This window comes from Dolichospermum planctonicum (genome assembly GCF_005402965.1).
GTDB lineage: Bacteria > Cyanobacteriota > Cyanobacteriia > Cyanobacteriales > Nostocaceae > Dolichospermum > Dolichospermum planctonicum.
The window spans coordinates 1-21,911 of sequence record NZ_BJCF01000042.1 but is presented as its reverse complement, the minus strand read 5'-3'; the positions used below and the strand labels follow the sequence as shown (position 1 = coordinate 21,911).

The 21,911-nt window shown below is 36.3% G+C and carries 19 protein-coding genes and 1 rRNA gene; 11 read left to right on the top strand and 9 right to left on the bottom strand.

What is annotated here, in order from left to right; all coding sequences use genetic code 11:
• Positions 1–983 precede the first annotated feature (983 nt).
• From FFO06_RS16300 to FFO06_RS16275, 6 genes are all read left to right on the top strand, one after another.
• Entirely contained in the window at positions 984–2,192 is a 1,209-nt protein-coding gene (locus FFO06_RS16300) for an ABC exporter membrane fusion protein (RefSeq protein WP_137908979.1), read from the top strand.
• Positions 2,193–2,301: 109 nt separating this feature from the next.
• Positions 2,302–3,480 (top strand): ABC transporter permease DevC, encoded by a 1,179-nt coding sequence (gene devC / locus FFO06_RS16295; RefSeq protein WP_137908978.1) that lies wholly within the window; start codon positions 2,302–2,304, stop codon positions 3,478–3,480.
• A gap of 219 nt (positions 3,481–3,699) precedes the next feature.
• Positions 3,700–4,704 carry an NAD-dependent epimerase/dehydratase family protein gene (locus FFO06_RS16290; protein ID WP_137908977.1) on the top strand — a complete coding sequence of 335 codons (1,005 nt, stop codon included), beginning with the start codon at positions 3,700–3,702 and terminating at the stop codon, positions 4,702–4,704.
• Between the two features lie 47 nt (positions 4,705–4,751).
• Positions 4,752–5,210 carry a DUF2141 domain-containing protein gene (locus FFO06_RS16285; RefSeq protein WP_137908976.1) on the top strand — a complete coding sequence of 153 codons (459 nt, stop codon included), beginning with the start codon at positions 4,752–4,754 and terminating at the stop codon, positions 5,208–5,210.
• A 142-nt stretch (positions 5,211–5,352) separates the two neighbouring features.
• The gene (locus tag FFO06_RS16280) at positions 5,353–6,612 is read left to right on the top strand and encodes a glycosyltransferase family 2 protein (protein ID WP_137908975.1); all 1,260 of its coding nucleotides are present in this window, start codon (positions 5,353–5,355) and stop codon (positions 6,610–6,612) included.
• 98 nt (positions 6,613–6,710) lie between these two features.
• Entirely contained in the window at positions 6,711–7,967 is a 1,257-nt protein-coding gene (locus tag FFO06_RS16275) for a glycosyltransferase (protein ID WP_137908974.1), read from the top strand.
• A gap of 377 nt (positions 7,968–8,344) precedes the next feature.
• Here the strand turns inward: FFO06_RS16275 and crtR are convergent, their stop codons facing one another.
• Entirely contained in the window at positions 8,345–9,226 is an 882-nt protein-coding gene (gene crtR, locus FFO06_RS16270) for a beta-carotene hydroxylase (protein ID WP_028083201.1), read from the bottom strand.
• A gap of 419 nt (positions 9,227–9,645) precedes the next feature.
• Here crtR and pyk point away from each other — a divergent pair, with 419 nt between their 5' ends.
• Complete coding sequence (pyk, locus tag FFO06_RS16265; RefSeq protein ID WP_137908973.1) at positions 9,646–11,415, top strand: pyruvate kinase; 1,770 nt, start codon at positions 9,646–9,648, stop codon at positions 11,413–11,415.
• A 167-nt stretch (positions 11,416–11,582) separates the two neighbouring features.
• On the opposite strand, the gene FFO06_RS16260 is transcribed toward pyk, so the two are convergent.
• Both FFO06_RS16260 and FFO06_RS16255 read right to left on the bottom strand, forming a co-directional pair.
• Positions 11,583–11,906, bottom strand: a complete 324-nt coding sequence (locus FFO06_RS16260; RefSeq protein WP_199290866.1) for a type II toxin-antitoxin system PemK/MazF family toxin — start codon at positions 11,904–11,906, stop codon at positions 11,583–11,585.
• Positions 11,900–12,160: an AbrB/MazE/SpoVT family DNA-binding domain-containing protein gene (locus FFO06_RS16255; RefSeq protein WP_137908971.1), complete on the bottom strand. Its 261-nt coding sequence runs from the start codon at positions 12,158–12,160 to the stop codon at positions 11,900–11,902. Before FFO06_RS16255 ends, FFO06_RS16260 begins: the two co-directional genes overlap by 7 nt.
• Positions 12,161–12,461: 301 nt before the next feature.
• Here FFO06_RS16255 and FFO06_RS16250 point away from each other — a divergent pair, with 301 nt between their 5' ends.
• Positions 12,462–12,779, top strand: a complete 318-nt coding sequence (locus FFO06_RS16250) for a helix-turn-helix domain-containing protein (RefSeq protein WP_137908970.1) — start codon at positions 12,462–12,464, stop codon at positions 12,777–12,779.
• Positions 12,780–13,034: 255 nt separating this feature from the next.
• Here the strand turns inward: FFO06_RS16250 and FFO06_RS16245 are convergent, their stop codons facing one another.
• From FFO06_RS16245 to rfbC, 3 genes are read right to left on the bottom strand one after another with little or no spacing between them, the layout of a single operon-like run.
• The gene (locus tag FFO06_RS16245) at positions 13,035–14,111 is read right to left on the bottom strand and encodes a glucose-1-phosphate thymidylyltransferase (RefSeq protein ID WP_137908969.1); all 1,077 of its coding nucleotides are present in this window, start codon (positions 14,109–14,111) and stop codon (positions 13,035–13,037) included.
• On the bottom strand, positions 14,108–15,007 hold the full coding sequence (rfbD, locus tag FFO06_RS16240; protein ID WP_137908968.1) for a dTDP-4-dehydrorhamnose reductase: 900 nt from the start codon (positions 15,005–15,007) through the stop codon (positions 14,108–14,110). The genes FFO06_RS16245 and rfbD overlap by 4 nt, the downstream gene beginning before the upstream one ends.
• A complete protein-coding gene (rfbC, locus tag FFO06_RS16235; protein ID WP_137908967.1) occupies positions 15,000–15,545 on the bottom strand; it encodes a dTDP-4-dehydrorhamnose 3,5-epimerase in 546 nt (181 codons plus the stop codon). Before rfbC ends, rfbD begins: the two co-directional genes overlap by 8 nt.
• 346 nt (positions 15,546–15,891) lie before the next feature.
• On the opposite strand from rfbC, the gene era reads away from it, so the two are divergent.
• Complete coding sequence (era, locus tag FFO06_RS16230; protein WP_137908966.1) at positions 15,892–16,866, top strand: GTPase Era; 975 nt, start codon at positions 15,892–15,894, stop codon at positions 16,864–16,866.
• A 41-nt stretch (positions 16,867–16,907) separates the two neighbouring features.
• Positions 16,908–17,381, top strand: a complete 474-nt coding sequence (locus FFO06_RS16225; RefSeq protein ID WP_137908990.1) for a TspO/MBR family protein — start codon at positions 16,908–16,910, stop codon at positions 17,379–17,381.
• A 112-nt stretch (positions 17,382–17,493) separates the two neighbouring features.
• On the opposite strand, the gene FFO06_RS16220 is transcribed toward FFO06_RS16225, so the two are convergent.
• The 3 genes from FFO06_RS16220 to glyQ all read right to left on the bottom strand — a co-directional run bounded on the left by FFO06_RS16220 (position 17,494) and on the right by glyQ (position 21,479).
• On the bottom strand, positions 17,494–19,848 hold the full coding sequence (locus FFO06_RS16220; protein ID WP_137908965.1) for a ComEC/Rec2 family competence protein: 2,355 nt from the start codon (positions 19,846–19,848) through the stop codon (positions 17,494–17,496).
• A 94-nt stretch (positions 19,849–19,942) separates the two neighbouring features.
• Positions 19,943–20,428, bottom strand: a complete 486-nt coding sequence (locus tag FFO06_RS16215) for a DUF4079 domain-containing protein (RefSeq protein WP_137908964.1) — start codon at positions 20,426–20,428, stop codon at positions 19,943–19,945.
• A gap of 172 nt (positions 20,429–20,600) precedes the next feature.
• On the bottom strand, positions 20,601–21,479 hold the full coding sequence (gene glyQ / locus FFO06_RS16210; protein ID WP_137908963.1) for a glycine--tRNA ligase subunit alpha: 879 nt from the start codon (positions 21,477–21,479) through the stop codon (positions 20,601–20,603).
• A gap of 306 nt (positions 21,480–21,785) precedes the next feature.
• Between glyQ and FFO06_RS16205 the strand changes: the two genes are divergently transcribed.
• Positions 21,786–21,911: ribosomal RNA gene (locus FFO06_RS16205) — 16S ribosomal RNA — on the top strand; the annotation flags it as partial.

Here is a 21,911-nt window from a genome sequence, read left to right as displayed (position 1 = left end):
ATTCTGCTCTAAAAAACTGAATGAATTTTAGTATTTATTCTGTTTCTTGACATCAAATCAACAATTTATTTTTCATCTATAAATGTTGAATTAATAAAAAGACTAACATAGTTTAGGAAAAATGAATAGTTCATTTTTGCTAATTTTTGGAGAAAAATATTTATTAATTTACCTCGTTTTACATACAAGTTAATTTCCTAAGTATAATTTAAAACTGCACTTCCTAATAACATATTCTTGGTAATTACGGGTTTAATATCAATCTTTTCTTGATAATTCAAGAATTATATCTAAATTGTTTCATAAGTCACTAATCAATAAATATACAAGGGAAATATTTGAACATAACCGGGTCTTTTTTGAGCAAACTATCATAATTAAGTCCTAATTTTTGATGAATTTATAAGATAACTCACCTTTTATAGACAATTGGTTATTTATAAACCAAAGATTAATTTTTGTCCTTGATCATGTCAATAATTGATAACAATGCCAGACTAATAAGTTATAGCATTAAATACGAAAATTCTCCATATATTTAGTAAAATTTGCTAAAATAAATACAAATTTTTATATTAACTTATGATTAATCAAATATTTTGATAAAAACAAATAAATTTAGTTGACAATATCAAATTTATTTGGGATACTCGCAGGTAAGTTTATTCATTTATCTAAGTTATTAGCATCATTAATGCTTAGGAGTTGAAGATTTTTATTTCTGATGAGGAATATCGTATTTTAGGCTACTTAATTAAATGCCAATTCAAGATAAAATTGATAGCATAGCGTGGCATTAATCATCAATTATTTGCAGTAAAATCCACGTTAATTCTAGGTTAATTTGGGTATTTATAACAGCTGGGAATGCTGACAACAATTCATACATAAATAATTAGACATATTGCTTCTATGAAAGCAACAGAGGATAAGTCTATAGCCATTACGAGTATTTTTTGAAATAACACCATGGGAATAACAATATGGCAATAAATAAACAAAGCCAATTATTCAAATTGACTGCGCTAAAGTGGAAAATAATTTTGGCAACTTCTCTAACTTTAGCTACGGGGTTAGTATCCTTATACATTTTCTATCAATTGAAGATCAATTCTCAGATTCTATCTCCTGCGACAACAGCTAGTAAATCTCAACCTACCTCTATTAAAGTTGCTGTAACTGCATTAGGAAGGTTACAACCAAAAGATAAAATTACTTATTTATCTGCCCCTAATTCTATCAATGGTGTCAGAGTAGAAAAACTGTTGATCAAGGAAGGAGATAATGTGAAGAAAGGACAAGTATTAGCTTATCTAGAAAACTATGCTCGTTCCCAAGCAGCCATACAACAAGCATTTGATAAATTATTAATTGCTAGAGCTAAACTGGCACAGGTAAAAGCTGGAGCAAAAACTGGAGATATTAATGCTCAACAAGCCACAATTACTCGGTTAAATTCCCAATTACAAGGAGATATTGCCGCGCAAGTAGCAACAATTAATCGGATTCGGGCTGAAGTTGAAAATGCTCAAAAAGAGAGTAATCGCTATCAGCAATTATTTAAAGATGGTGCTATTTCTGCTTCTATTGTTGATAGTAAAAATTTAACCTTAAAAACTACACAACAGCAGCTAAAAGAGGCTCAAGCTACTCTTAAAAGGACTGAAAATACACTTAAAGATCAACTCAAAGAAGCAAAATCTAAACTTAATAGTATTAAAGAAGTTAGGTCTGTAGATGTAGAATTAGCAGAAAGTGAAGTTAAAAGTGCAGAAACAGCAATTAAACAAGCGAAAGCCGATCATGATTTAACCTACATCTCTTCCACTATAGATGGGAAAATTTTGCGAATTAATGCCAGAAATGGAGAAATAATTTCTACTGCTGGCTTTGCAGAAATTGGTAATACATCACAAATGCAAGTCTTAGCAGAAGTCTATCAAACAGATATTCAAAATATTCGAGTTGGCCAAAAAGCTAAGATTACCAGCACTACATTTCCTGGTCAATTACAAGGAACTGTGCGAGAAATTGGCTGGCAAGTTAATCAACAAGGTATCTTTAGTATTAATCCCAATTCTGACGCAGACCGGAGAGTAATTGAAGTCAAAATATCTATTGATAATCCCGCAGATAGTCAAAATATATCTCGATTAACTAACTTACAAGTTGACGTTGCCATCCAAATTTAGTTATTAGTTAATATTCATTTGTTATTTGTTATTCTCAACAAATGACAACTAATAACTAATAACTAATAACTAATAAATGACAAATAATAACTGACAACTAACAACTAATATGAATATCAAAATTCCTTTAGCGTGGCTACAGCTTGTCCAGCAGAAACTTCGCTTTGTGATAGCTGTAGCCGGAATTGGCTTTATTGTGCTGTTAATGTTTATCCAGCTTGGTTTTCAAGATGCACTATATTCTAGTGCAACAGCATTACATCAACGATTGAACGGTGATTTGTTTTTAGTTAGTTCTCAATATAAATCTTTGACAGCAATTCAAAGTTTTTCTCGCACTCGATTATATCAAACATTAGGGTTTGATGGTGTTGATTCTGTTAGTTCAATTTATTTGCAATTTGCAAAATTAAAAAATCCCGTTAGTGGTGAGAAATATTCAATTTATGTCATTGGTTTTGATCCTGGAAAATCCGTGCTAGATATTCCAGAAGTTGAGGAAAATTTAGATAAACTCAAAATTCCTGATGTCATGCTATTTGATAGAGATGCCCGTTCAGAATTTGGACCAATAGCAGAATTATTTAATCAGGGAAATATTCAACAACCAATTGAAATCTTTCCCTTTGATGCGATTAAGGGCTATCGGGTGCGAGTCGGGGGTTTATTTAGTTTAGGACCTTCCTTTGGTGTTGATGGTAATTTAATTGTTAGTGACTCAACTTTTTTAAGAATTAATCCTAATAGTCGCCCAGTTGAAAAAATAGATATGGGAGTGATTAAACTCAAATCTGGTGCTGATATAGAACGAGTTTTAAATAGTTTAAAAAACAAGCTACCGCAGGATGTAAAAATATTCACTCGTCAAGAATTTATTGATTTTGAGAAACAATATTGGTCTGTAAGAACTCCTATTGGTTTTATTCTTAACTTAATGCTGATCATGGCTTCTGTTGTTGGTGTTGTAATTGTTTACCAAATTTTGTATAGCAACATTGCTACTCAATTTATTGCCTATGCAACTCTAAAAGCTATTGGTTATGCTAATGGATATTTATTAAATGTTGTTTTTCAACAAGCATTAATCTTAGCATTGTTAGGATATATTCCCGGCTTTATTGTTTCGATTGGTTTATATGATTTTGCTATGAAAGCAACTAAATTACCTATCATGATGACAAGTAATAATGCCTTACTTGTCTTAGTATCTACAGTCTTAATTTGCATCACCTCTGGAGCATTAGCTATTAATAAACTCCGTTCTGCTGATCCGGCTGATAGTTTTTAGGAATTTGTTTTCCTGTAAATTCAGCAAATTTTGCTCAATATTCTCTAAATTAAAACCAACCAAAGATAGAAGTTTAATGTTATTAGCAACAGTAAAATTTTCTTGTCAGTGCAACAGTTCTTAATTGCAATTTCCTGCAATTAGGAAATAAGATTGTATTGCTTTCTCAACTGTATCGTTACCGTCACACTACTACAAAACACTTATCTATATTTCAACATGAACTTGCAAAACAAAACTCTGCTGATTACCGGAATTGACGAATTTATTGGTTTACGTGCAGCCGAATTAGCTATAGCTCAAGGGATGAAAGTTAGAGGTATACAAAGTTCCCAAATTAAAGATCAAACAGCGCAAAATTTAGGTATTGAAATTCTAGTCGGTAATATCACTGATCCTGGAATTTGCTCAAAAGCTTGTCAAGGAATAGATATAGTTTTACATACTGCTCAAATTGCCGAAGAAGCTGGAGAAATTAAGCATTTTCGAGAAATAAATGTCAATGGTACTATTAATATCGCTAAGGCTGCTAAACAAGCAGGTGTAAAAACATTTGTCCATCTTTCTAGCACTTTAGTATATGGGTTTGATTACCCTGAAAGGGTTACAGAATCAGGTGTACTTTCGGGTGAAAATAATCCTTATTGTCAGACAAAAATTGAAGCAGAAATCGAAGTTTTAAAACTGAACAATGCCCCTGAATTTGGAGTAATTGTAATTCGGGCTGGTGATGTCTATGGTCCTGGAAGTATTCCTTGGATTGTTCGGCCAATTCAGATGATGCGACAAAAATTATTTGCTTATGCTAATGATGGTAAAGGTGTGATGAATCATCTATATGTAGATAACTTAATTGATGCTATCTTTTTAGCCATAGAAAAATCAGCCTATGGGGAAATTTTCAACATTACTGACGGTAAAGAAACTTCTTGGAAAGATTATTTTATTCATCTTGCTTCTTTGGAAGGTTTACCAGCGCCAATGTCTTTACCTAAAGAGGAAATGAAGTTATTTCTGCGTGTGCGTCTTCAGGGACAAAAACTATTCCGTAAAAAAGCTGATATTCTCCCGGAATCAGTTGATTTTATGAGTCGTCCTTATGCCTATTCTATTGCAAAAGCACAAAATATTTTGAATTATCGGGCTAAAGTTGATTTAGCAGAAGGAATGGGTCGCACTCGTGAATGGTTGCAAAAAACTGACATTCAAAAACTGATGAAATAGATAAAATTCTCCAAGGGTAAATTTTCACAATTAGGAAGTGTTGACTAATGTTTAAAATTGTAAACCTGTTCATTGCCACTTTGCTAACTATTAGCTTTACCGAAGTAGCTCAAGCTGAATCAACAACATCATTAACTGTAGTTGTTAATGGTATTCGTAATCAAACTGGGGAAATTTGCATGAGAGTTTATAACTCTGAAAAAGGATTTCCAGATAATGCTAAAAGTGAAGTTAAAAGTGGCTGTACTAAAATTACAGGAAATTCCATTAAACAGGTATTTTCTGGATTAAAACCTGGTAATTATGCTGTGGCTGTAGTTGATGATCAAAATGGTGATCACAAACTCAATAAAGACTTTTTCGGGATTCCCGAAGAGGGTTTTGGCATTTCTAGAAATCCCATTGTTTCTATCAGCACTGGCACACCTAAGTTTAAAGATGCCCGTTTTAAAGTTGATAAGAATACTACAATTAATATCTTTTTGAAGTATTCTCTTGATCCTTAATTCGGAATTTAATACGGTTTAGTTAAGCCTAAAACTCTATTCTTAACTGAACTGTATTTATTTATAATTTACAATCGGGAGTTAAGTATAGATGCTAACTCTTTTTCCTGACCTCTAAGTTATATCTGAGACTATAGAGATAATGCCAGATTTGATGATATTTCTATCTAAGTCTTTGTTGGGTTGGTTGTTAATTCAGAGTTGTTTAACGTTAATATTTTTATGGTATTTACGTTCATACAAACCACGGTTATTACCAGATGAAAAATTACCAAAAACGGCAGTAATTCTTTGTTTACGAGGTGCAGATCCATTTTTGCCTCATTGTTTGCGATCGCTCTTACAACAAAATTACCCGCAATATGATCTAAAATTGATCATTGATAGTCAAAAAGATCCAGCTTTTAAAATTGCCAGTGAAACAATCAATCAACTGCGTGCAACTAATGTCCAAATTAGCATATTAAGAGTGGTTCGTCATAATTGTAGTCTGAAATGCAGTTCTCTATTACAAGCTGTTTCTGACTTAGATAATGCTTATGGAGTTATCGCTTTTATTGATGCTGATACTGTAGTTCATCCCCAATGGTTACGAGAATTAGTCACTCCTCTTCTTGATGACAAAGTTGGTCTAACAACAGGAAATCGTTGGTATGTTCCCACTGGTAATTATTGGGGTTCATTAGTTCGCTACTCCGGTAATGTTTCTACGGTGGTGCAAATGTTTCTCTTTCAAATTCCTTGGGGTGGAACTTTAGCTATCAAAACAGAAGTATTACATCGCATCAAACTTTTGGATAAATGGGGACAAGTGTTAACAGATGATATACTCCTCCATAAACTTATCAAACAACAAAAGTTACAAATTAAGTTTATCCCTTCTTTATTAATGCTAAATCAGGAAGAAAGTAGTTTAAGTAACTTACTAGAATCATTAAAACGATTAATAATTAGTTCTAAACTTTATCACCCTGGCTGGTTAGCCATAATTAGTGAAGCATATTCTAGTATTATCGTACCAAATCTAGTCATCATCATCATTTTCTATCTCCTGCTTCAGTCTCAATGGTACGCTGCATTTTTATTATTTTGCTCTTACATTTCCTACACCATTGGTTTAGTTTTACTCATGCTATTGATGGAAGTAGCAATACATCATATCTTACATAATCAAGGTAAAAAAATACCCAAGTTATCGCCTTTAATTATCCTCAAAATGTTAATAGTTATCCCTTTAACACAGTGGATTTATGGATTAATAATCTTATCTTCCTTCTGGACATCAACTATTACTTGGCGGGGACTTACTTATCGCATTCAAGGACGTGAAAATATTCAGTTAATTGAATATCGTCCTTACCAATGGTTAGATCAACCAATTGATCCAAAAGCTTCTCTTTAGGGAAATAGGGGAAATTTTAGATGTTCTATTTTCGCTTTAACGCTTCAATATCTAAAATTCCCCAATTCAAAATTTTCAAGAAATATCACCTCATAATCATGAACAAAAAACCTCTTCGTATTGCCTTATTTACAGGATTATACGCTCCATTCTTAACAGGAGTTTCTGTGGCTGTTCATCAAAGAGTTCACTGGTTATTAAAACAAGGACATGAGGTTTTTCTAGTTCACCCAGAAATTAATGATCAATACCCGCCACAAGTTGGTAAGCGTCCCATGACAGGAATTGAAGAACTAGAAACATTTATTAATTTTTCTGCTTATTCATTTCCGACAGAACCACTGATATTTTATAAATCTTTACCCCAACCATTAAACTATCGTCATTGGAGTGATACAAAATTACTCACTCACTTTCAACCTGATATTATTGTTGTCGAAGAAGCCCCACAAATGAGAGGTTTATATTCTGGTTTTTTACAAGGTTATGGCCGTTCTGTGGGAGTAGAATATGCCAGAAAAACAAACACGCCCATTATTTCAATTTTCCATACAGATATCATTGCCTATATCCAATATTATTTCGGTAATACAGTTTTTAATTTAGTGCGTCCTCTGCTACCAATTTTAGTTAAACAATTTAGTGAAACTTATGATTTAAGTTTATTTTCTTCCCGTGAACAGCTAGCTAAATACCAAAAATTAAAAGCTCAACGAAGTGAATATCTCCCCTATCAAGGAATTGATTGTCAAAAATTTCATCCCCGCAATATTTGTCATGATCCAATTCCTGATGATCAACGTCCAACTATCTTATTTGTGGGACGCATTACCGCAGAAAAAAATGTCAGTCAACTATTAGATATTTATCCTCTCATTGCTGCCAAAATTCCTGATGTTCATTTAGTAATTGTTGGTAGCGGTCCTTTGGATGCAGAAATTCGTCGTCGCGCTCAAAATTTCCCCCATGGTGTTACTATTTGGGGTGAATCTCATGGTAAGGAACTCTTAGGTTGGTTTGCAAAAGCAGATATATTTGTTAACCCTTCTATCACCGAAAATTTCTGCACTACAACTAACGAAGCTTTAGCTTCTGGAACACCTGTAGTGGCTGTTGTCGCTCCTTCAACTGCTGAACAGGTTATTTCTGGGGTTAATGGTTTTCTAGCAGCACCCAATGACCCTAGAGATTTTGCCCAAAAAGTAATTACAATTCTTGAAAATCCTGACCTCAAAAATCAATTAACTCAACAAGCTCGTCCCTCAATTCTGGAATTTGATTGGTCAGCTTGTACCCAAAAGTTTGAAAATAAGCTTTATGAATTAGTGAATATCCGCCGAGAGGTAGATGTCTAAATCAAACTCAAACAAACGCCAATTTGGCTACTGAAATAGAAATAGCTCTGCTAAAGTATTTAAGTAGTTGACCTGTGGGCTTTTAGGTTCTTAGTTTGAGATATTGATAAAGCTATCTTGTGATCATTCTCAAGATTTCCTACTCCAAATTGATCACCAGATAACTATTATCCTCAATCGTGCCTAAAACTCTTTATACCTCAGAAGCACCAACTTCTGGGGTTTTTGTGATTTTTTTACACTACCCTCACCTTTATGTCGGGGATTATGGCATCGCTGGGGAAAGTATTTTTACGCTTCGTTACTAAATAAAGCGTAACTTAGTTTTCCCCAGGCAGCATAACAGCTTACATAATTCTGCTATAAACTGCGCTAAATCAGTGATGAAAGTGAATACCTATGAAAATATCATAGACAAATTCAAAAAAGTCCTTTTTCTGCAATAACCCGGAAGTTTGGGGACTGCCTTTTTCATCCAATAACGGCTTCATTAAATAATAAGCCGGTTGATAATTATACCAAGGAATCGAAGGCCACAGATGATGAATTAAATGGTAATTCTGACCTAAAATCAGGATATTGAGAACTTTACCTGGATAAACCCGGGCATTTTTCCAGCGATTTCTTTCTACAAACGGACGGTGGGGTAAATAATCAAAAAATAACCCCAAAGTTATTCCTACTAAAAAAGCCGGAATAAACCAAAAGTTAAGAATATAGCCCAAAAAATGATATTGGACAGAAATATAAACAATAGTAATGATGATTAAGCGACTAATAAACCATTCTAGTAGTTCATAATTACGCCATAATCTTCTTTGGAAGAAAAATACCTCATGGTACAAAAATCTCACCGCAATTAACCACAGGGGTCCACCTGTCGAAACATAATGATCTGGGTCATCATTAGGGTGGTTAACATTACCATGATGCTGCAAATGTACTCGTGTAAATACTGGAAAAGCAAAGGCGAGAATTAAGGCACTACAATGGCCTAAGATAGCATTAACAATTCGATTCCGATGGGCTGACTGGTGACAAGCATCATGAATGATTGTTCCTGAACAATGGAGTGCTAGTGTATTGATACTAAAACACAACCAATGAGGCCATTCCCACAACCAATACCCAAAATTAGATAAAACTAACATCATCACTACGACTAAAAACATCAGCAGCGTGGGGTTAAAATCACCAGGAGGTGATAAAAGTTCTTTGGGGGGAATTGTCAGTGGCTTTTGTGCCTCCGACGTGAGCATTATTAACTCCTTTAATTAATCATCAATCTTTACGGATCATACTATTAATCTTAGTTAAGAGTAAAGTTATGTAAAGCAAGATTTATTTACAGTTCTGTTGAAGGGTCAATAAATGAGGCTATGATTCTTGGCTAAACCAGTGCTTTTAGATAAAAAACTCTCTGAGAGGACTGTTGCCAATGTACGATATCAAATTTATACCATAATTACCTCCCTGACTGCCTGTAACATTGATTTAGCAGTTAATAAAAAAGACAGTTCGTTTAATTCATACCAATTTGCAAAATGATGGTGATCAATGGAAAAATGAATTGCTGATACTGTCAGTCTTTCATCATCCAAAATCTTAAATCTCAAATGGTATAAGCAAAGATGACGATAAATTCCCCGGTAGACTCCAAAAATCTTCAACCCAGCCCATGACGCAATTAAGAGATTCTCAGCGCCGAACTAAAATTGTTGCTACTATTGGACCTGCTACCAGTAGCCCAGAAATGCTGAAAGCAATTATTGAAGCGGGTGCTACAACCCTTAGACTCAACTTCTCCCACGGAACTCATGCTGATCATCAGCGTAGTATTCGGTTAATTCGGCAAACTGCTTTTGAATTAAATAGACCAGTAGCAATTCTACAAGATTTACAGGGTCCCAAAATCCGTTTGGGTCGGTTTGAAAATGGTTCTATAATCTTAGGCAAGGGCGATCGCTTCACTTTGACAAATCGCCCCATAGAAGGAACTCAAGAAATAAGTTGTGTCACTTACGATTACTTAGCCGATGAAGTTCCCACGGGTGCAAAAATCCTCCTCGATGATGGTAAAGTCGAAATGGTGGTAGAGGACATCAACCGCGAAAAAGGTGATTTACACTGTCGCGTCACAGTTCCAGGTAAACTTTCCAACAACAAAGGTGTTAATTTTCCGGGAGTTTACTTATCCATTAAAGCCATGACCGACAAAGACCGCGAGGATCTGATGTTTGGTCTAGACCAGGGTGTTGATTGGGTAGCACTTTCCTTTGTCCGTAATCCCCAGGATATCATCGAAATTAAAGAACTAATTTCCAGCACCGGTAAAAGTGTCCCTGTAGTTGCTAAAATCGAAAAACACGAAGCCATTGAACAAATGGAGGCAGTTCTGTCTTTGTGTGACGGTGTCATGGTCGCTAGAGGTGATTTAGGGGTGGAATTACCAGCGGAAGATGTACCCGTACTACAAAAACGGCTAATTGCTACGGCTAACCGCTTGGGTATTCCCATCATTACCGCTACCCAAATGCTAGATAGCATGGTCAGTAACCCCCGTCCCACTCGTGCGGAAGTATCCGATGTCGCTAATGCGATTTTAGACGGTACAGACGCTGTCATGCTTTCCAATGAAACCGCCGTCGGTAGTTTTCCTGTGGAGGCTGTAGCGACCATGGCCAGGATAGCAGAACGCATGGAACAGGAGTACGCACAAAACCCCAACTCCCGTCAGTCACGAGATAATAAACCCTCTATTCCCAATGCTATTAGTCAAGCAGTTGGTCAAATTGCGGAAAATTTGGGCGCAGCAGCAATTATGACTTTAACACAAACTGGAGCTACAGCCCGCAATGTTTCTAAATTCCGTCCGAAAACACCAATTTTAGCAATTACACCCCATGTTAACGTAGCGCGACAGTTACAGATGGTCTGGGGCGTAAGACCGCTTTTAGTCTTAGAATTACCTTCCACTGGTCAGACGTTCCAAGCCGCTATCAATGTAGCCCAAGAAAAAAACCTCTTAACGGAAGGTGATTTAGTAGTAATGACTGCTGGTACACTTCAGGGGGTTTCTGGGTCAACAGACTTGATTAAGGTGGAAGTGGTAACTGCTATACTCGGCCAGGGAATTGGTCTAGGTCAAGGTTCAGTCAGTGGACGTGCTAGGGTAGTTCATAATGCTATGGATGCCAGTAATTTTAATTCCGGTGATATTTTAGTAGCATCCCGCACAGGTGTCGATTTTGTAGAAGCAATTCGCAAAGCTGGGGGGATTATTACTGAGGAAGATAGTCTCACTAGTCACGCCGCAGTTATCGGTTTACGTTTAGGTGTACCAGTAATTCTGGGTGTGAAGGAAGCAACACAGGTAATTAAAGACGGTGCGATTTTAACTTTAGATATACAGCGAGGTTTGATTTACTCTGGGGCGGTGGGAACTTAAACAATTAAAAATTCAAAAAAATCATTTTGGATTTTTAATTTTTGGGTTTTGAAAACATTTCATGCAGAGACGCAAAAGGCGCGAAAGGCGTTTTCTGCGTCTTGGTTTTATGAGGAATAAAAATAAACTACGAAGGAGCGAAGCACACGAAGGAAGAAGAAGGTTATTTATTCTGCAAATATTTCCGCTAAGATATCCAAAACGGCTTTTTGTTCTTCTGTAGTAATTTGACCGAGAAGTTTGACTAATCGGATTTTATCTATTGTGCGAATTTGATCAAGTACGATTTGCCCTTCTTTTCGTTGAAGTTGACAGGTTACTCTTGTGGGGTATGGTTGCCCTTTTGTTGTCATTGGTGCAACTATTACGGTGGAAATATAATGGTTTATTTCATTGGGTGAAATTATTAAGCAAGGGCGTGTTTTTTTAATTTCACTACCAATGGTAGGGTCAAGATTAACTAAGAAAACATCAAATCTGTTAACTACCATTGCCATTCATTTTCATCCCATTCTGTTGTGTTGATGTCATCTAATAAGATATCATCGCGGTTTTCTGCCATTTCTATAAATGCTTTTTCCCAACCCTTTCTGACTTGTTCAATTGGGCGAATAATGAGATGATTTCCTTGAACTTCTATTTCTACTTCTGAGTTAATTCCGCTTTGTTCTAATAGGGTTTTGGGGATGCGTAACCCTTGGGAGTTACCAATTTTGACTATTCGGGTTTTGATTGCTGTACCCATTTTATGTTTTTGGGGATAGGGTGGTGTTTACATTGTAATTACATAAATAAAAATAGTCAAGTAGAAAGCCGCAAGTAATGATGTAAACTTAGGATAGGGCTTAATATTTTTTGTATACAGCCACGCCACGCAAGAAATTCAAGGGATTTTATGCCTGTTAACTATTGATTCGCTTCTTCCAGAAAAAATCAAAACATGGTATTGCTACATCTAAGCAAGACATTGACTTAATTGAAGCAAGACTTGAAAGAGAAAAACAGCATTATAAACAAGTTTATCAGTAAGAGAAAAGGAAATAATCATGACAGAACATATTGAAATAAAACCCAGTAGCGGTAACGTATTTACTGACTTAGGTTTACCCAACCCAGATGAAATACTAGTAAAAGCAGAACTAGCACGAAAAATCAGTAATGCTATCATTGCACGTCATATTACACAAGCAGAAGCGGCTGAATTATTAGGAATTGATCAACCAAAAGTTTCTGCTTTAATGAGAGGAAGACTTACAGGTTTTTCTCTAGAAAGAATGTTTAGATTTCTCAATACTTTGGGAATTGATGTAGAAATTACAGTCAAAGCTAAATCTAGAGATGATGCACGGATAATAGTAGTTTAATTTGTGCTTGTGAAAAGGTTGACTTTGATGAATGGTAGATATTTACTCGATCTCAAACTCTCATTCCTCTGTGATCTCTGTGATCTGGCGTGGTTCGTTTTTAGTAACTTGTGCGTAAGTCCTAAAGATAAAAAGAAATAATCATGACAGAAAATATTGATATAAAAGCCAGTTGTAGCAAGGTATTTATAGTATTGCTAAAACCAGCCTTTTTATTGAATATTAGTACAGTGTCTAGAATGATACCTATTGCCTTTAAGTTAGTTCAATTTGCGAATCATCACCAATTAAAAAACGTAATGCTTTAGGACGACGGGGGGCTATACTTAATTGGGCGCGTTGTCCAATTAAACTATCAATAATCCGCTGTTGAATACCCGTAATTTTAGCACCTTCTAAAACTACACTATGTTCTAAATCCGTTTCTATCAGGGTTGAATTATCCGCAATGCTACTATAAGGACCGATAAAACAGTTTTCTAAATAACAATTATTCCCAATTATCACAGGTCCACGAATTGTACAGTTGATAATTTTAGATTTAGCACCAATTTCTACTCTACCAATAATCTGAGTTTTACTATCAATGTCGCCTAAAATTGATTTTGTTAAATAGGTATCAAGAATTAGCCTGTTAGCTTCTAATAAATCATCTTTTTTCCCTGTATCTAACCACCAACCATCAAGATTATAAGCTAAAACTTCTTTTTTTTGATCTATTAAACATTGAATAGCGTCCGTAATTTCTAATTCTCCCCTCGCTGAAGGTTTAATTTGAGAAATTGCATCATGGATAGTCGCCAAAAAGAAATAAACTCCTACCAATGCTAAATTTGACGGGGGAACTTTTGGCTTTTCAATTAATTGTAATACCTTACCTTTTTCATCTACCTTCGCTACACCAAAGGCGCTAGGATTTGGGACTTTACGCAACAGAATTAAAGCATCTGGTTCTTGTTGGCTAAATTTATGCAAAAATGAACTTAAGTCCCCTTGTTGAATTAAGTTATCTCCCAAATACATCATAAATGGAGAATCTTTTAAAAAAGGACGCGCCACCTGGACAGCGTGGGCTAAACCGGCTGGTTGTTCTTGCAAAATATAGGTAATATTCACAGCGAATTTTTCCCCATTTCCGGTTTTATTTTTGACTTCTTCTCCTGTTTCTGGACTGATAATAATAGCAATATCCGTAATTCCCGCCCCTGCCATTTCTTCAATTCCGTACCATAAAATTGGTTTATTAGCAACTGGGACAAGTTGTTTTGCTCCGGTATAAGTTAAGGGGCGTAATCTTGTGCCTTTTCCACCGGATAAAATTAGTGCTTTCATAGAGATTTTCCTTGTAATTCTTTTAACATTAATCTTAGTCTTTGTCGCCAATGGGGAGGATAAGTTGCCAATATTCTAGATATCTTATCACAAGCTAAAATGGAGTAAGCGGGACGTTTTGCGGGTGTGGGATATTCGGGAGTGGTAATAGGAATGATCTTTTCAATTTTCAGGGAAAAGCCCAGTTTTTCAGCTTCTTCAAAAATAGCTATAGCAAAGTCATACCAACTCGCAACACCACTATTTGTATAGTGATAAATTCCAGTAATTTCTGATGTTAATTGGGGGATAATTTGGGATATTGTCAATGCTATATCTTGAGACCAAGTAGGAGTACCAATTTGATCTGCAACTACCCTAATTTCGGGTTTTTCTTTACCAAGTCGTAACATCGTTTTCACAAAATTACTTTTTCCATAAGTCCCATAAACCCAAGCTGTACGGATAATTATATGATGATGGGGACAAGTTTTTTGAATTGCTATTTCTCCGGCTAATTTTGTCTTTCCATAGACACTTAATGGATTAGGAATATCAGTTTCTTGATAGGGATAATTGTGATTACCGTTAAATACGTAATCTGTGGAAAGATGAATTAAGAAACTTCCTAGTTTTTGGCTTTCTTCGGCGATAATTTGCGGGGCTATAGCATTGACAGTATTAGCTATTTCTGGTTCGCTTTCGGCTTTGTCTACGGCTGTATAAGCAGCAGCGTTGATAATTATTTCCGGGTGGGTTTCTTTGATAATTTGACGGAGGTTCTCAGGTTGATTTAAGTCTATTTGCGGACGTGCATAAGCAATAACTTTATAGTTGGTAGAGTTGGATGAAAGGGTATTTTTTAGTTCTGTACCCACTTGTCCGTTACTACCTATTAGTAATATTGATTTATTCATAAACTTCCGCTTTTTTAAAAGTTGGAGCATTACTATCTTTAGCTGATAAAATTGGAGGTGTTTTCAGAGGCCAAACTATAGCTAAATCTGCATCATTCCAAATGATAGCGCGATCGCTTCCCGGTGCATAATAATCTGTAGTTTTGTATATCACCTCTGCCATTTCTGAAAGTACGAGAAAGCCATGAGCAAAACCTGCTGGTATCCACATTTGGAGTTTATTTTCGGTGCTGAGTTCGTAACCTACCCATTGTCCAAATGTGGGAGATTTTTTTCTAATATCCACAGCCACATCAAAGATTTTACCAGCAATAACGCGAACTAATTTACCTTGGGGCTGGATAATTTGATAATGTAATCCTCGCAACACATTTTCTTCCGATTTTGAGTGATTATCTTGAACAAATTTGGCTGTAATTCCCAGTTTTTCTGTGAATATTTTTTCGTTATAGGCTTCCAAAAAAAAGCCCCTTGAGTCTTGGAAGATTGGCGTTTCAATCAAGATAATCTCTGGTATCTCCGTAGCAATAGTTTTCATGGTTTTTAATTTTACTAGTTCGCTAATTAATAAATAAGTATTATTTTTTTAGGACTTAGCCAACTGCTATAATGTTCTAACTTGTAGTCAGAACTTTAGTCCTATTTTTTCTCAAAACTATTAAATAATAGCACAAAATGTTAATTTCACAATCAAAGTTTAACAGCTACAACCTGATTATTTGCATCTTTGCGCCTTTCGGTGATACATATTCATATATTTAATCAGCAAGGCCAAATTTTGATTTATCCTTTCTTGTTATTTCCATAAATATGCAATAATTGATATATCTGTATTCTTCAAGAGAATTTTCATCAAAATCATCTATTGATCATAACTGTAAACAATGCAAGTAGAATCACAAGTGTCTCATATTGATAATAATATTTTTACTGATTTCGGTGGTGTGATGATTCCCCAAGCACCTGCTGGATTTAAATCGGGTTTTATCGGTATTATCGGTCGTCCTAATGTCGGTAAATCCACTTTAATGAATGAATTGGTTGGGCAAAAAATAGCCATTACTTCCCCCATAGCCCAAACTACTCGCAATCGTTTAAGAGGTATTTTAACTACAGAAACCGCCCAGTTGATCTTCGTGGATACACCGGGTATTCATAAACCACATCATCAATTAGGGGAAGTGCTGGTAAAAAATGCGAAAATTGCCATTGAGTCAGTAGATGTTGTATTATTTGTAGTTGATGGTACGGTTGCCTGTGGTGCGGGCGATCGCTATGTTGCTGAATTATTAACTCATAGTCAAACACCCGTAATTTTAGGAATTAATAAAATTGATCAACAACCGGAAGATGCTCAAAAAATAAATGAAAGTTATATTCAATTAGCTAATACTTATCAATGGGAAACTGCGAAATTTTCTGCTAAAACTGGCGCGGAATTATTACAACTGCAAGATTTATTAATTAGTCACCTCGAACCAGGACCATTTTATTATCCCCCAGATTTGGTTACAGACCAGCCAGAACGGTTTATTATGGGTGAATTGATTAGAGAACAGATATTATTACTAACTCGTCAAGAAGTTCCCCATTCCGTAGCCATAGCCATTGATTTAGTCGAAGAAACCCCAAAAATTACCCGCGTTCTTGCCACCATCCATGTTGAGAGAGATTCGCAAAAAGGTATTCTCATTGGTAAAGGGGGAACAATGCTTAAATCTGTTGGTAGTGCAGCTAGAGAACAAATTCAAAAGCTAATTGCTGGGAAAGTTTATCTAGAATTATTTGTCAAAGTACAACCCAAATGGCGACATTCACGGGTGCGGTTAGCCGAACTAGGTTATCGTGTCGAGGAATAAGTGATAAACTAGTTATGGTAAAAGTCAGCACCAAGGCAGTTATGATTAAATCTTGGATGATAATTGGCATTATAGCATTCTTAGTAGGTTTTGCTGGTAACTGGATCTCACCCAACCAGAGTCAGTGGTTTAGACAATTACAAAGACCTCGATGGTTAACATTTGAATCAGCAATTCCTCTGATTTGGACAGTAATATTTATTTGTGGTGCTTGGTCAGCTTACATCATTTGGGAACACAACCCAAATAGCTATACAGCACGCTTAATGATGGGTTTATACCTACTCTTAGAAATATTTACCATAGCTTACACCCCTGTAATGTTACATTTTCGCAGTCTCATAGTTGGGACAATTATCGGTGGTACAGGATTGCTGATTTGTTTATTAATCACATTAGCAGTTTTACCAGTATCCATGTGGGCAGCGTTACTATTATTACCTTATTTACTGTGGAGTCCTATAGGTACATACACCACATGGGAAATGAGTCGTCTTAATCCTCAAGATGCTTAAAACGGGAAAGTTGAAAGTCTTAATGATGTTTAACTTTCAACTTTTTATCATAGGTTTTATCTCTTTGTTCGCGTCTTTGCTCCTTTGTATTTTGGCACGAAAAAACCCCATATTACAAAACAGAAGATTTATTTTCTGTTGTTTGAATAAAAGATTGAAAATCCCCATTCGGTGTCCATTGAACTGCACCATCTTTACCAGTAAAAAAGAGCTTCGTTTGTCCTTTACTTAAAGAAGATAATGTTTTACTATCTAAATTATTAGCAGGAGTGATAGCTATTTGGGGTTTAAGTGCTAAAATTAAATCTTGTAAAGATTCTGATGGACACCATAAAACCTGGGGAGAAGACAAATCTCCACTTTTAATTAGTTCTTGAATTTGTTGGGATTTAATATTACCGACTAATAACCAGTTTTGATTAAAAATTTGTAATTTTAAAATTGGTATTTGCTCATTAATTAATTGTGCGATAATTGTCGAATTATTTATCGGTTGACCAACTGCTAAACCTTGATATATTCCTTGCTCTTCTTGGAGTTGCTGTTGCAGTAATTGAGTGGCAATATTGTCCTCTAAATTGGGAGTATATTCATAGAAATTTTTAATTGGTATATCTTGCATAATTTCCAACCAAGGATCATAACTATGACCAGGGAACTTACTAGCGACAGCCAAATTAACTTGATTTATCCCTTGCTGTCTTAAAAATGGGAGAATTGTAAATCTACCCGTACCTTCATTTCCCCCATTAACTATCGCAATATTTCCTCGATCTTGAATTACTAAAACAGGTTCAGTCCTGGTTTCTAATAAAGTAATTCTTAGCAAATTATCATGAGAATACCACAGGGGAAAAAGCACCAAACCGACCACAATAAAACCTGCAAACCACCAGCGTTTCTGCCACCATTTTACTAACAAAGGTAAAATAATTAAAAGATAGATAATCAACATTTGCCAAATTGATATACTACCAACAGGTATCTGACTTCCTGGTAAATGATCAAAAAATTCCGCCAGTTGAATTAACCAATGGGTAGGATAATATAAAAAACCCGCTAAAATACTTCCTAAATCTGGTAAAATTAAACCTACTAAACCGCTAATCATTCCCCCAAGACTAATGATAGAAATAAATGGTGTCGTCAGAATATTAAGAGGCACACTATAAACTACAATTACACAAGCAAATTCTAGCAATCGGGGTAAAGTCCAAATTGTTGCTGCTAAAGATGCAGAAATTAAAGAACTAATTGTTGGTGGTAGCCAATCTAAACGTTTATCTATTGCTGGTGCGGTGACAATTAATCCTAACGTAGCTAAAAAACTCAATTGAAAACCTAAATTCCAAATCCACAAAGGATTAAATAATAATAATAATGTTGCTGCTATCAACAAAGATCCCAACTGCTTCACACCTTTTTCTAAAGCCAAACCGAGCAAAGCCGCAAAGCCCATAATTACGGCTCTTAATACCGCAGGTTCAAAACCGGCTAAAAACAAAAAACCAGTTAATCCCAAGCCACCCAGAGTGATCTGGGCGGCTTTATTTGTACCTTTAGTTAGCTGTAAAATTACACCCAAAATTAAAGAAGTTTGAAAACCAGAAGCAGCCAAAGCATGAGCCAAACCAGTCCTCACAAATAAATCACGGATATCATAGGGTAAATCAACAGCCTTAGCACCTAAAACCATGGAACTGACAAGAGGACCTTCAGGAACACCTAATGAACGAGCTTGTGATCTCCCGATTTTCCCACGAACTTGCCACCATCCCCAAGGACGCTGATCATCGAGAATATTGACCTGTCTTCCCGCTAAACCCGCAAAAGTCTCCTCCTGTCGCAGATATTTCTGAAAATCAAAACCACCAGGATTTAACGCTGCTGTTGGTTTATACAAAAATCCTGTCACCGCAATTTCTTGTCCAGGATATAAACCAGTAGACTGAAGTATCGGTACAGTCACGTATAACCTACCTGTTACCTCCCTGGGATTCCCTCCAGAAGCTTGATTATTCTGTACCTCATCTAACTGAGTCGCTGCTAACCAAAATTGTCCCCTTTGACTGCGAGTTAAGCGAGGATTACTATCCACCAACCCTCGCACAATCACTGATTGTTCAAGATTACTTTTATCACTAGCCACAAAGCGACTAATATCTTTTATTCCCGGTTGAGGTAATCGCAAATTAAAATAAAAAGTAGCCAACAAACCCACCACACCAGCTATTAACCACAGACTAGGATGGGGAATATTTGTCCAGTTATTAGCAACCAGCTTTGTTTTGTCAGCAGTCCCATCTCTTTTGAGAGCAAATTTCCTTAAATTAACATATATTCGGCGAAATAACACTGCCCCAACCACACCCAAAAATAAAATCCAGACACCACCCCAGGGAATTGCGGTAAATAGCAAACCCAAAATATAACTAAGACAGATAATTATTCCACTCGTTTGCATCATAAATCACAATAAATGCCAAAGCGCCCAGTAGATTAAAATTTAATTTGCTTTTTACACAAATAATTCATCTTTGGTAACTTTGGCAATCAGAAAATTATAAAGAAATACCCAAATTAAACCCTAAAACAGCATGAACAAACATAACCCCTAGTGCTATAGTCCCCAAATAAGCATGAACTACACGCAACCCAGCTTTATCCCCGAAAAATCCACTTAGAGAAATCACACCATTAATTAATAACAGTATCAACACCAGCGAACCAGTCCAAAAATGAGGACTTGCAAACAGCTGTTTTTGCTGCATCACTAACGACAAAACTCCACCAATATACCCACCGGCTAAAAATAAAAACAACCAAGGAGCTAATTGACGATGAGCATTACGGCTTTGAATAGCTGCATCCTTATCCTTCCCCTCCAGCAACTTACCACGCCAACCCATCACCCCCACAAAAGTCCCCACCACAAAAATCACAATTCCCATCATTACTGGATGTCCCCAATGTACAATCGGTTCAGGAACACCCAGAGAACGAAACCAACTCGCAATTGGTTCTAAAACTGCACTGATATTTACCATCTTACACACCACTGTTTTAACATTAACTTCCGTATCCCCCTTGCGGGGGGGAATTGAAAAATTTGGACTTGCTGAATTGAGGTATGAATTCTCTGGCTTTCATTTTTAAAACTCTTACCTTTGCGCCTTTGCGTGAGTTAATTCATGATTCAATTATGCAACGCCAAAAATTTTAGCTTATATTATTCCTAAGCAACGGAAAACCCAACTTTTCCCTTTGTTCAACATATAAATGAGCCACTTTCCTTGCCAAATGCCGAATCCTAGTAATGTAACGAGTTCGTTCCGTCACCGAAATTACCCCTCTAGCATCCAGTAAATTAAAAGCATGAGAACACTTAATCACATAGTCTAAACTAGGTAAAACCAATCCTCGTTCTGTTAATTGAGTAGCTTCCTGCTCATATAAACCAAACAGCGTCAGCAACATTTCAGGATTAGAAGCTTCAAAATTATAAGTACACTGTTCAATCTCACCTTGAAGATGAACATCACCATAAGTAATGTTATCAGTCCATTGGATCTTAGTAATAGCCTCCACTTGCTGAAGGTACATCACCAATCGCTCTAAACCATAAGTAATCTCAATGGACACAGGACGACAATCAATGCCTCCACATTGCTGGAAATATGTAAATTGGGTAATTTCCATCCCATCTAACCACACTTCCCAACCAGTACCCCAAGCGCCCACCGTCGCATCCTCCCAATTATCCTCCACAAAGCGAACATCGTGATCTTCAGGACAAATCCCCAAAGCTCGCAAAGAATCAAGATAAATCTCCTGGATATCATCTGGTGACGGCTTAATTAACACTTGATATTGATAATAATGCTGAAAGCGATTCGGATTTTCGCCATAACGACCATCTGTAGGCCGACGACAAGGCTCAACATAGGCGACAGCCCAAGGTTCAGGTCCCAAAGCCCTTAAAAACGTATGGGGATTCTTAGTACCCGCGCCCTTCTCCATATCGTAGGGTTGAGCAATTAAACAGCCACGCTGTCCCCAAAACTCATGCAATATCGCTATTACGGACTGGAAATTCACTATCTACTCTTCCTTTAGTCAACAATTTCTAACCCATTGTGGACTAAACCCAGCACTGTGGGCAGGTTTCAGGGCAATAAAAAATTTTTTTCCAAAAAAATGGAAAAAGTAGTTGACAAACCCAAATAGATTAGATATATTGAATAAGTGCCGGACAGCGAAGCCAAGAGAGGCAACGCCGAACAGCGCACCGAACCTTGAAAATATTATAGTTTGAAAGCCAGAATACGACAAGTACCCTGCGTCAGAAAAAAATAACCTGACCGTGGTTGTAAAAACGGTCGAAAGAGCTAAAAAGAACGAACCAAAATGGAGAGTTTGATCCTGGCTCAGGATGAACGCTGGCGGTATGCTTAACACATGCAAGTCGAACGGTCTTTTCGGAGACAGTGGCGGACGGGTGAGTAACGCGTAAGAATCTACCCTCAGGTC

Coding starts and splice junctions, on each gene's coding strand:
- FFO06_RS16275 (WP_137908974.1), top strand. CDS start 6,711: ATGAACAAAAAACCTCTTCGTATTGCCTTATTTACAGGATTATACGCT.
- rfbC (WP_137908967.1), bottom strand. CDS start 15,545: ATGAAAACTATTGCTACGGAGATACCAGAGATTATCTTGATTGAAACG.
- FFO06_RS16225 (WP_137908990.1), top strand. CDS start 16,908: ATGATTAAATCTTGGATGATAATTGGCATTATAGCATTCTTAGTAGGT.
- rfbD (WP_137908968.1), bottom strand. CDS start 15,007: ATGAATAAATCAATATTACTAATAGGTAGTAACGGACAAGTGGGTACA.
- FFO06_RS16255 (WP_137908971.1), bottom strand. CDS start 12,160: ATGGGTACAGCAATCAAAACCCGAATAGTCAAAATTGGTAACTCCCAA.
- devC (WP_137908978.1), top strand. CDS start 2,302: ATGAATATCAAAATTCCTTTAGCGTGGCTACAGCTTGTCCAGCAGAAA.
- FFO06_RS16290 (WP_137908977.1), top strand. CDS start 3,700: ATGAACTTGCAAAACAAAACTCTGCTGATTACCGGAATTGACGAATTT.
- crtR (WP_028083201.1), bottom strand. CDS start 9,226: ATGCTCACGTCGGAGGCACAAAAGCCACTGACAATTCCCCCCAAAGAA.
- era (WP_137908966.1), top strand. CDS start 15,892: ATGCAAGTAGAATCACAAGTGTCTCATATTGATAATAATATTTTTACT.
- FFO06_RS16280 (WP_137908975.1), top strand. CDS start 5,353: ATGCCAGATTTGATGATATTTCTATCTAAGTCTTTGTTGGGTTGGTTG.
- FFO06_RS16300 (WP_137908979.1), top strand. CDS start 984: ATGGCAATAAATAAACAAAGCCAATTATTCAAATTGACTGCGCTAAAG.
- FFO06_RS16260 (WP_199290866.1), bottom strand. CDS start 11,906: ATGGTAGTTAACAGATTTGATGTTTTCTTAGTTAATCTTGACCCTACC.
- FFO06_RS16220 (WP_137908965.1), bottom strand. CDS start 19,848: ATGATGCAAACGAGTGGAATAATTATCTGTCTTAGTTATATTTTGGGT.
- FFO06_RS16215 (WP_137908964.1), bottom strand. CDS start 20,428: ATGGTAAATATCAGTGCAGTTTTAGAACCAATTGCGAGTTGGTTTCGT.
- pyk (WP_137908973.1), top strand. CDS start 9,646: ATGACGCAATTAAGAGATTCTCAGCGCCGAACTAAAATTGTTGCTACT.
- FFO06_RS16250 (WP_137908970.1), top strand. CDS start 12,462: ATGACAGAACATATTGAAATAAAACCCAGTAGCGGTAACGTATTTACT.
- FFO06_RS16245 (WP_137908969.1), bottom strand. CDS start 14,111: ATGAAAGCACTAATTTTATCCGGTGGAAAAGGCACAAGATTACGCCCC.
- FFO06_RS16285 (WP_137908976.1), top strand. CDS start 4,752: ATGTTTAAAATTGTAAACCTGTTCATTGCCACTTTGCTAACTATTAGC.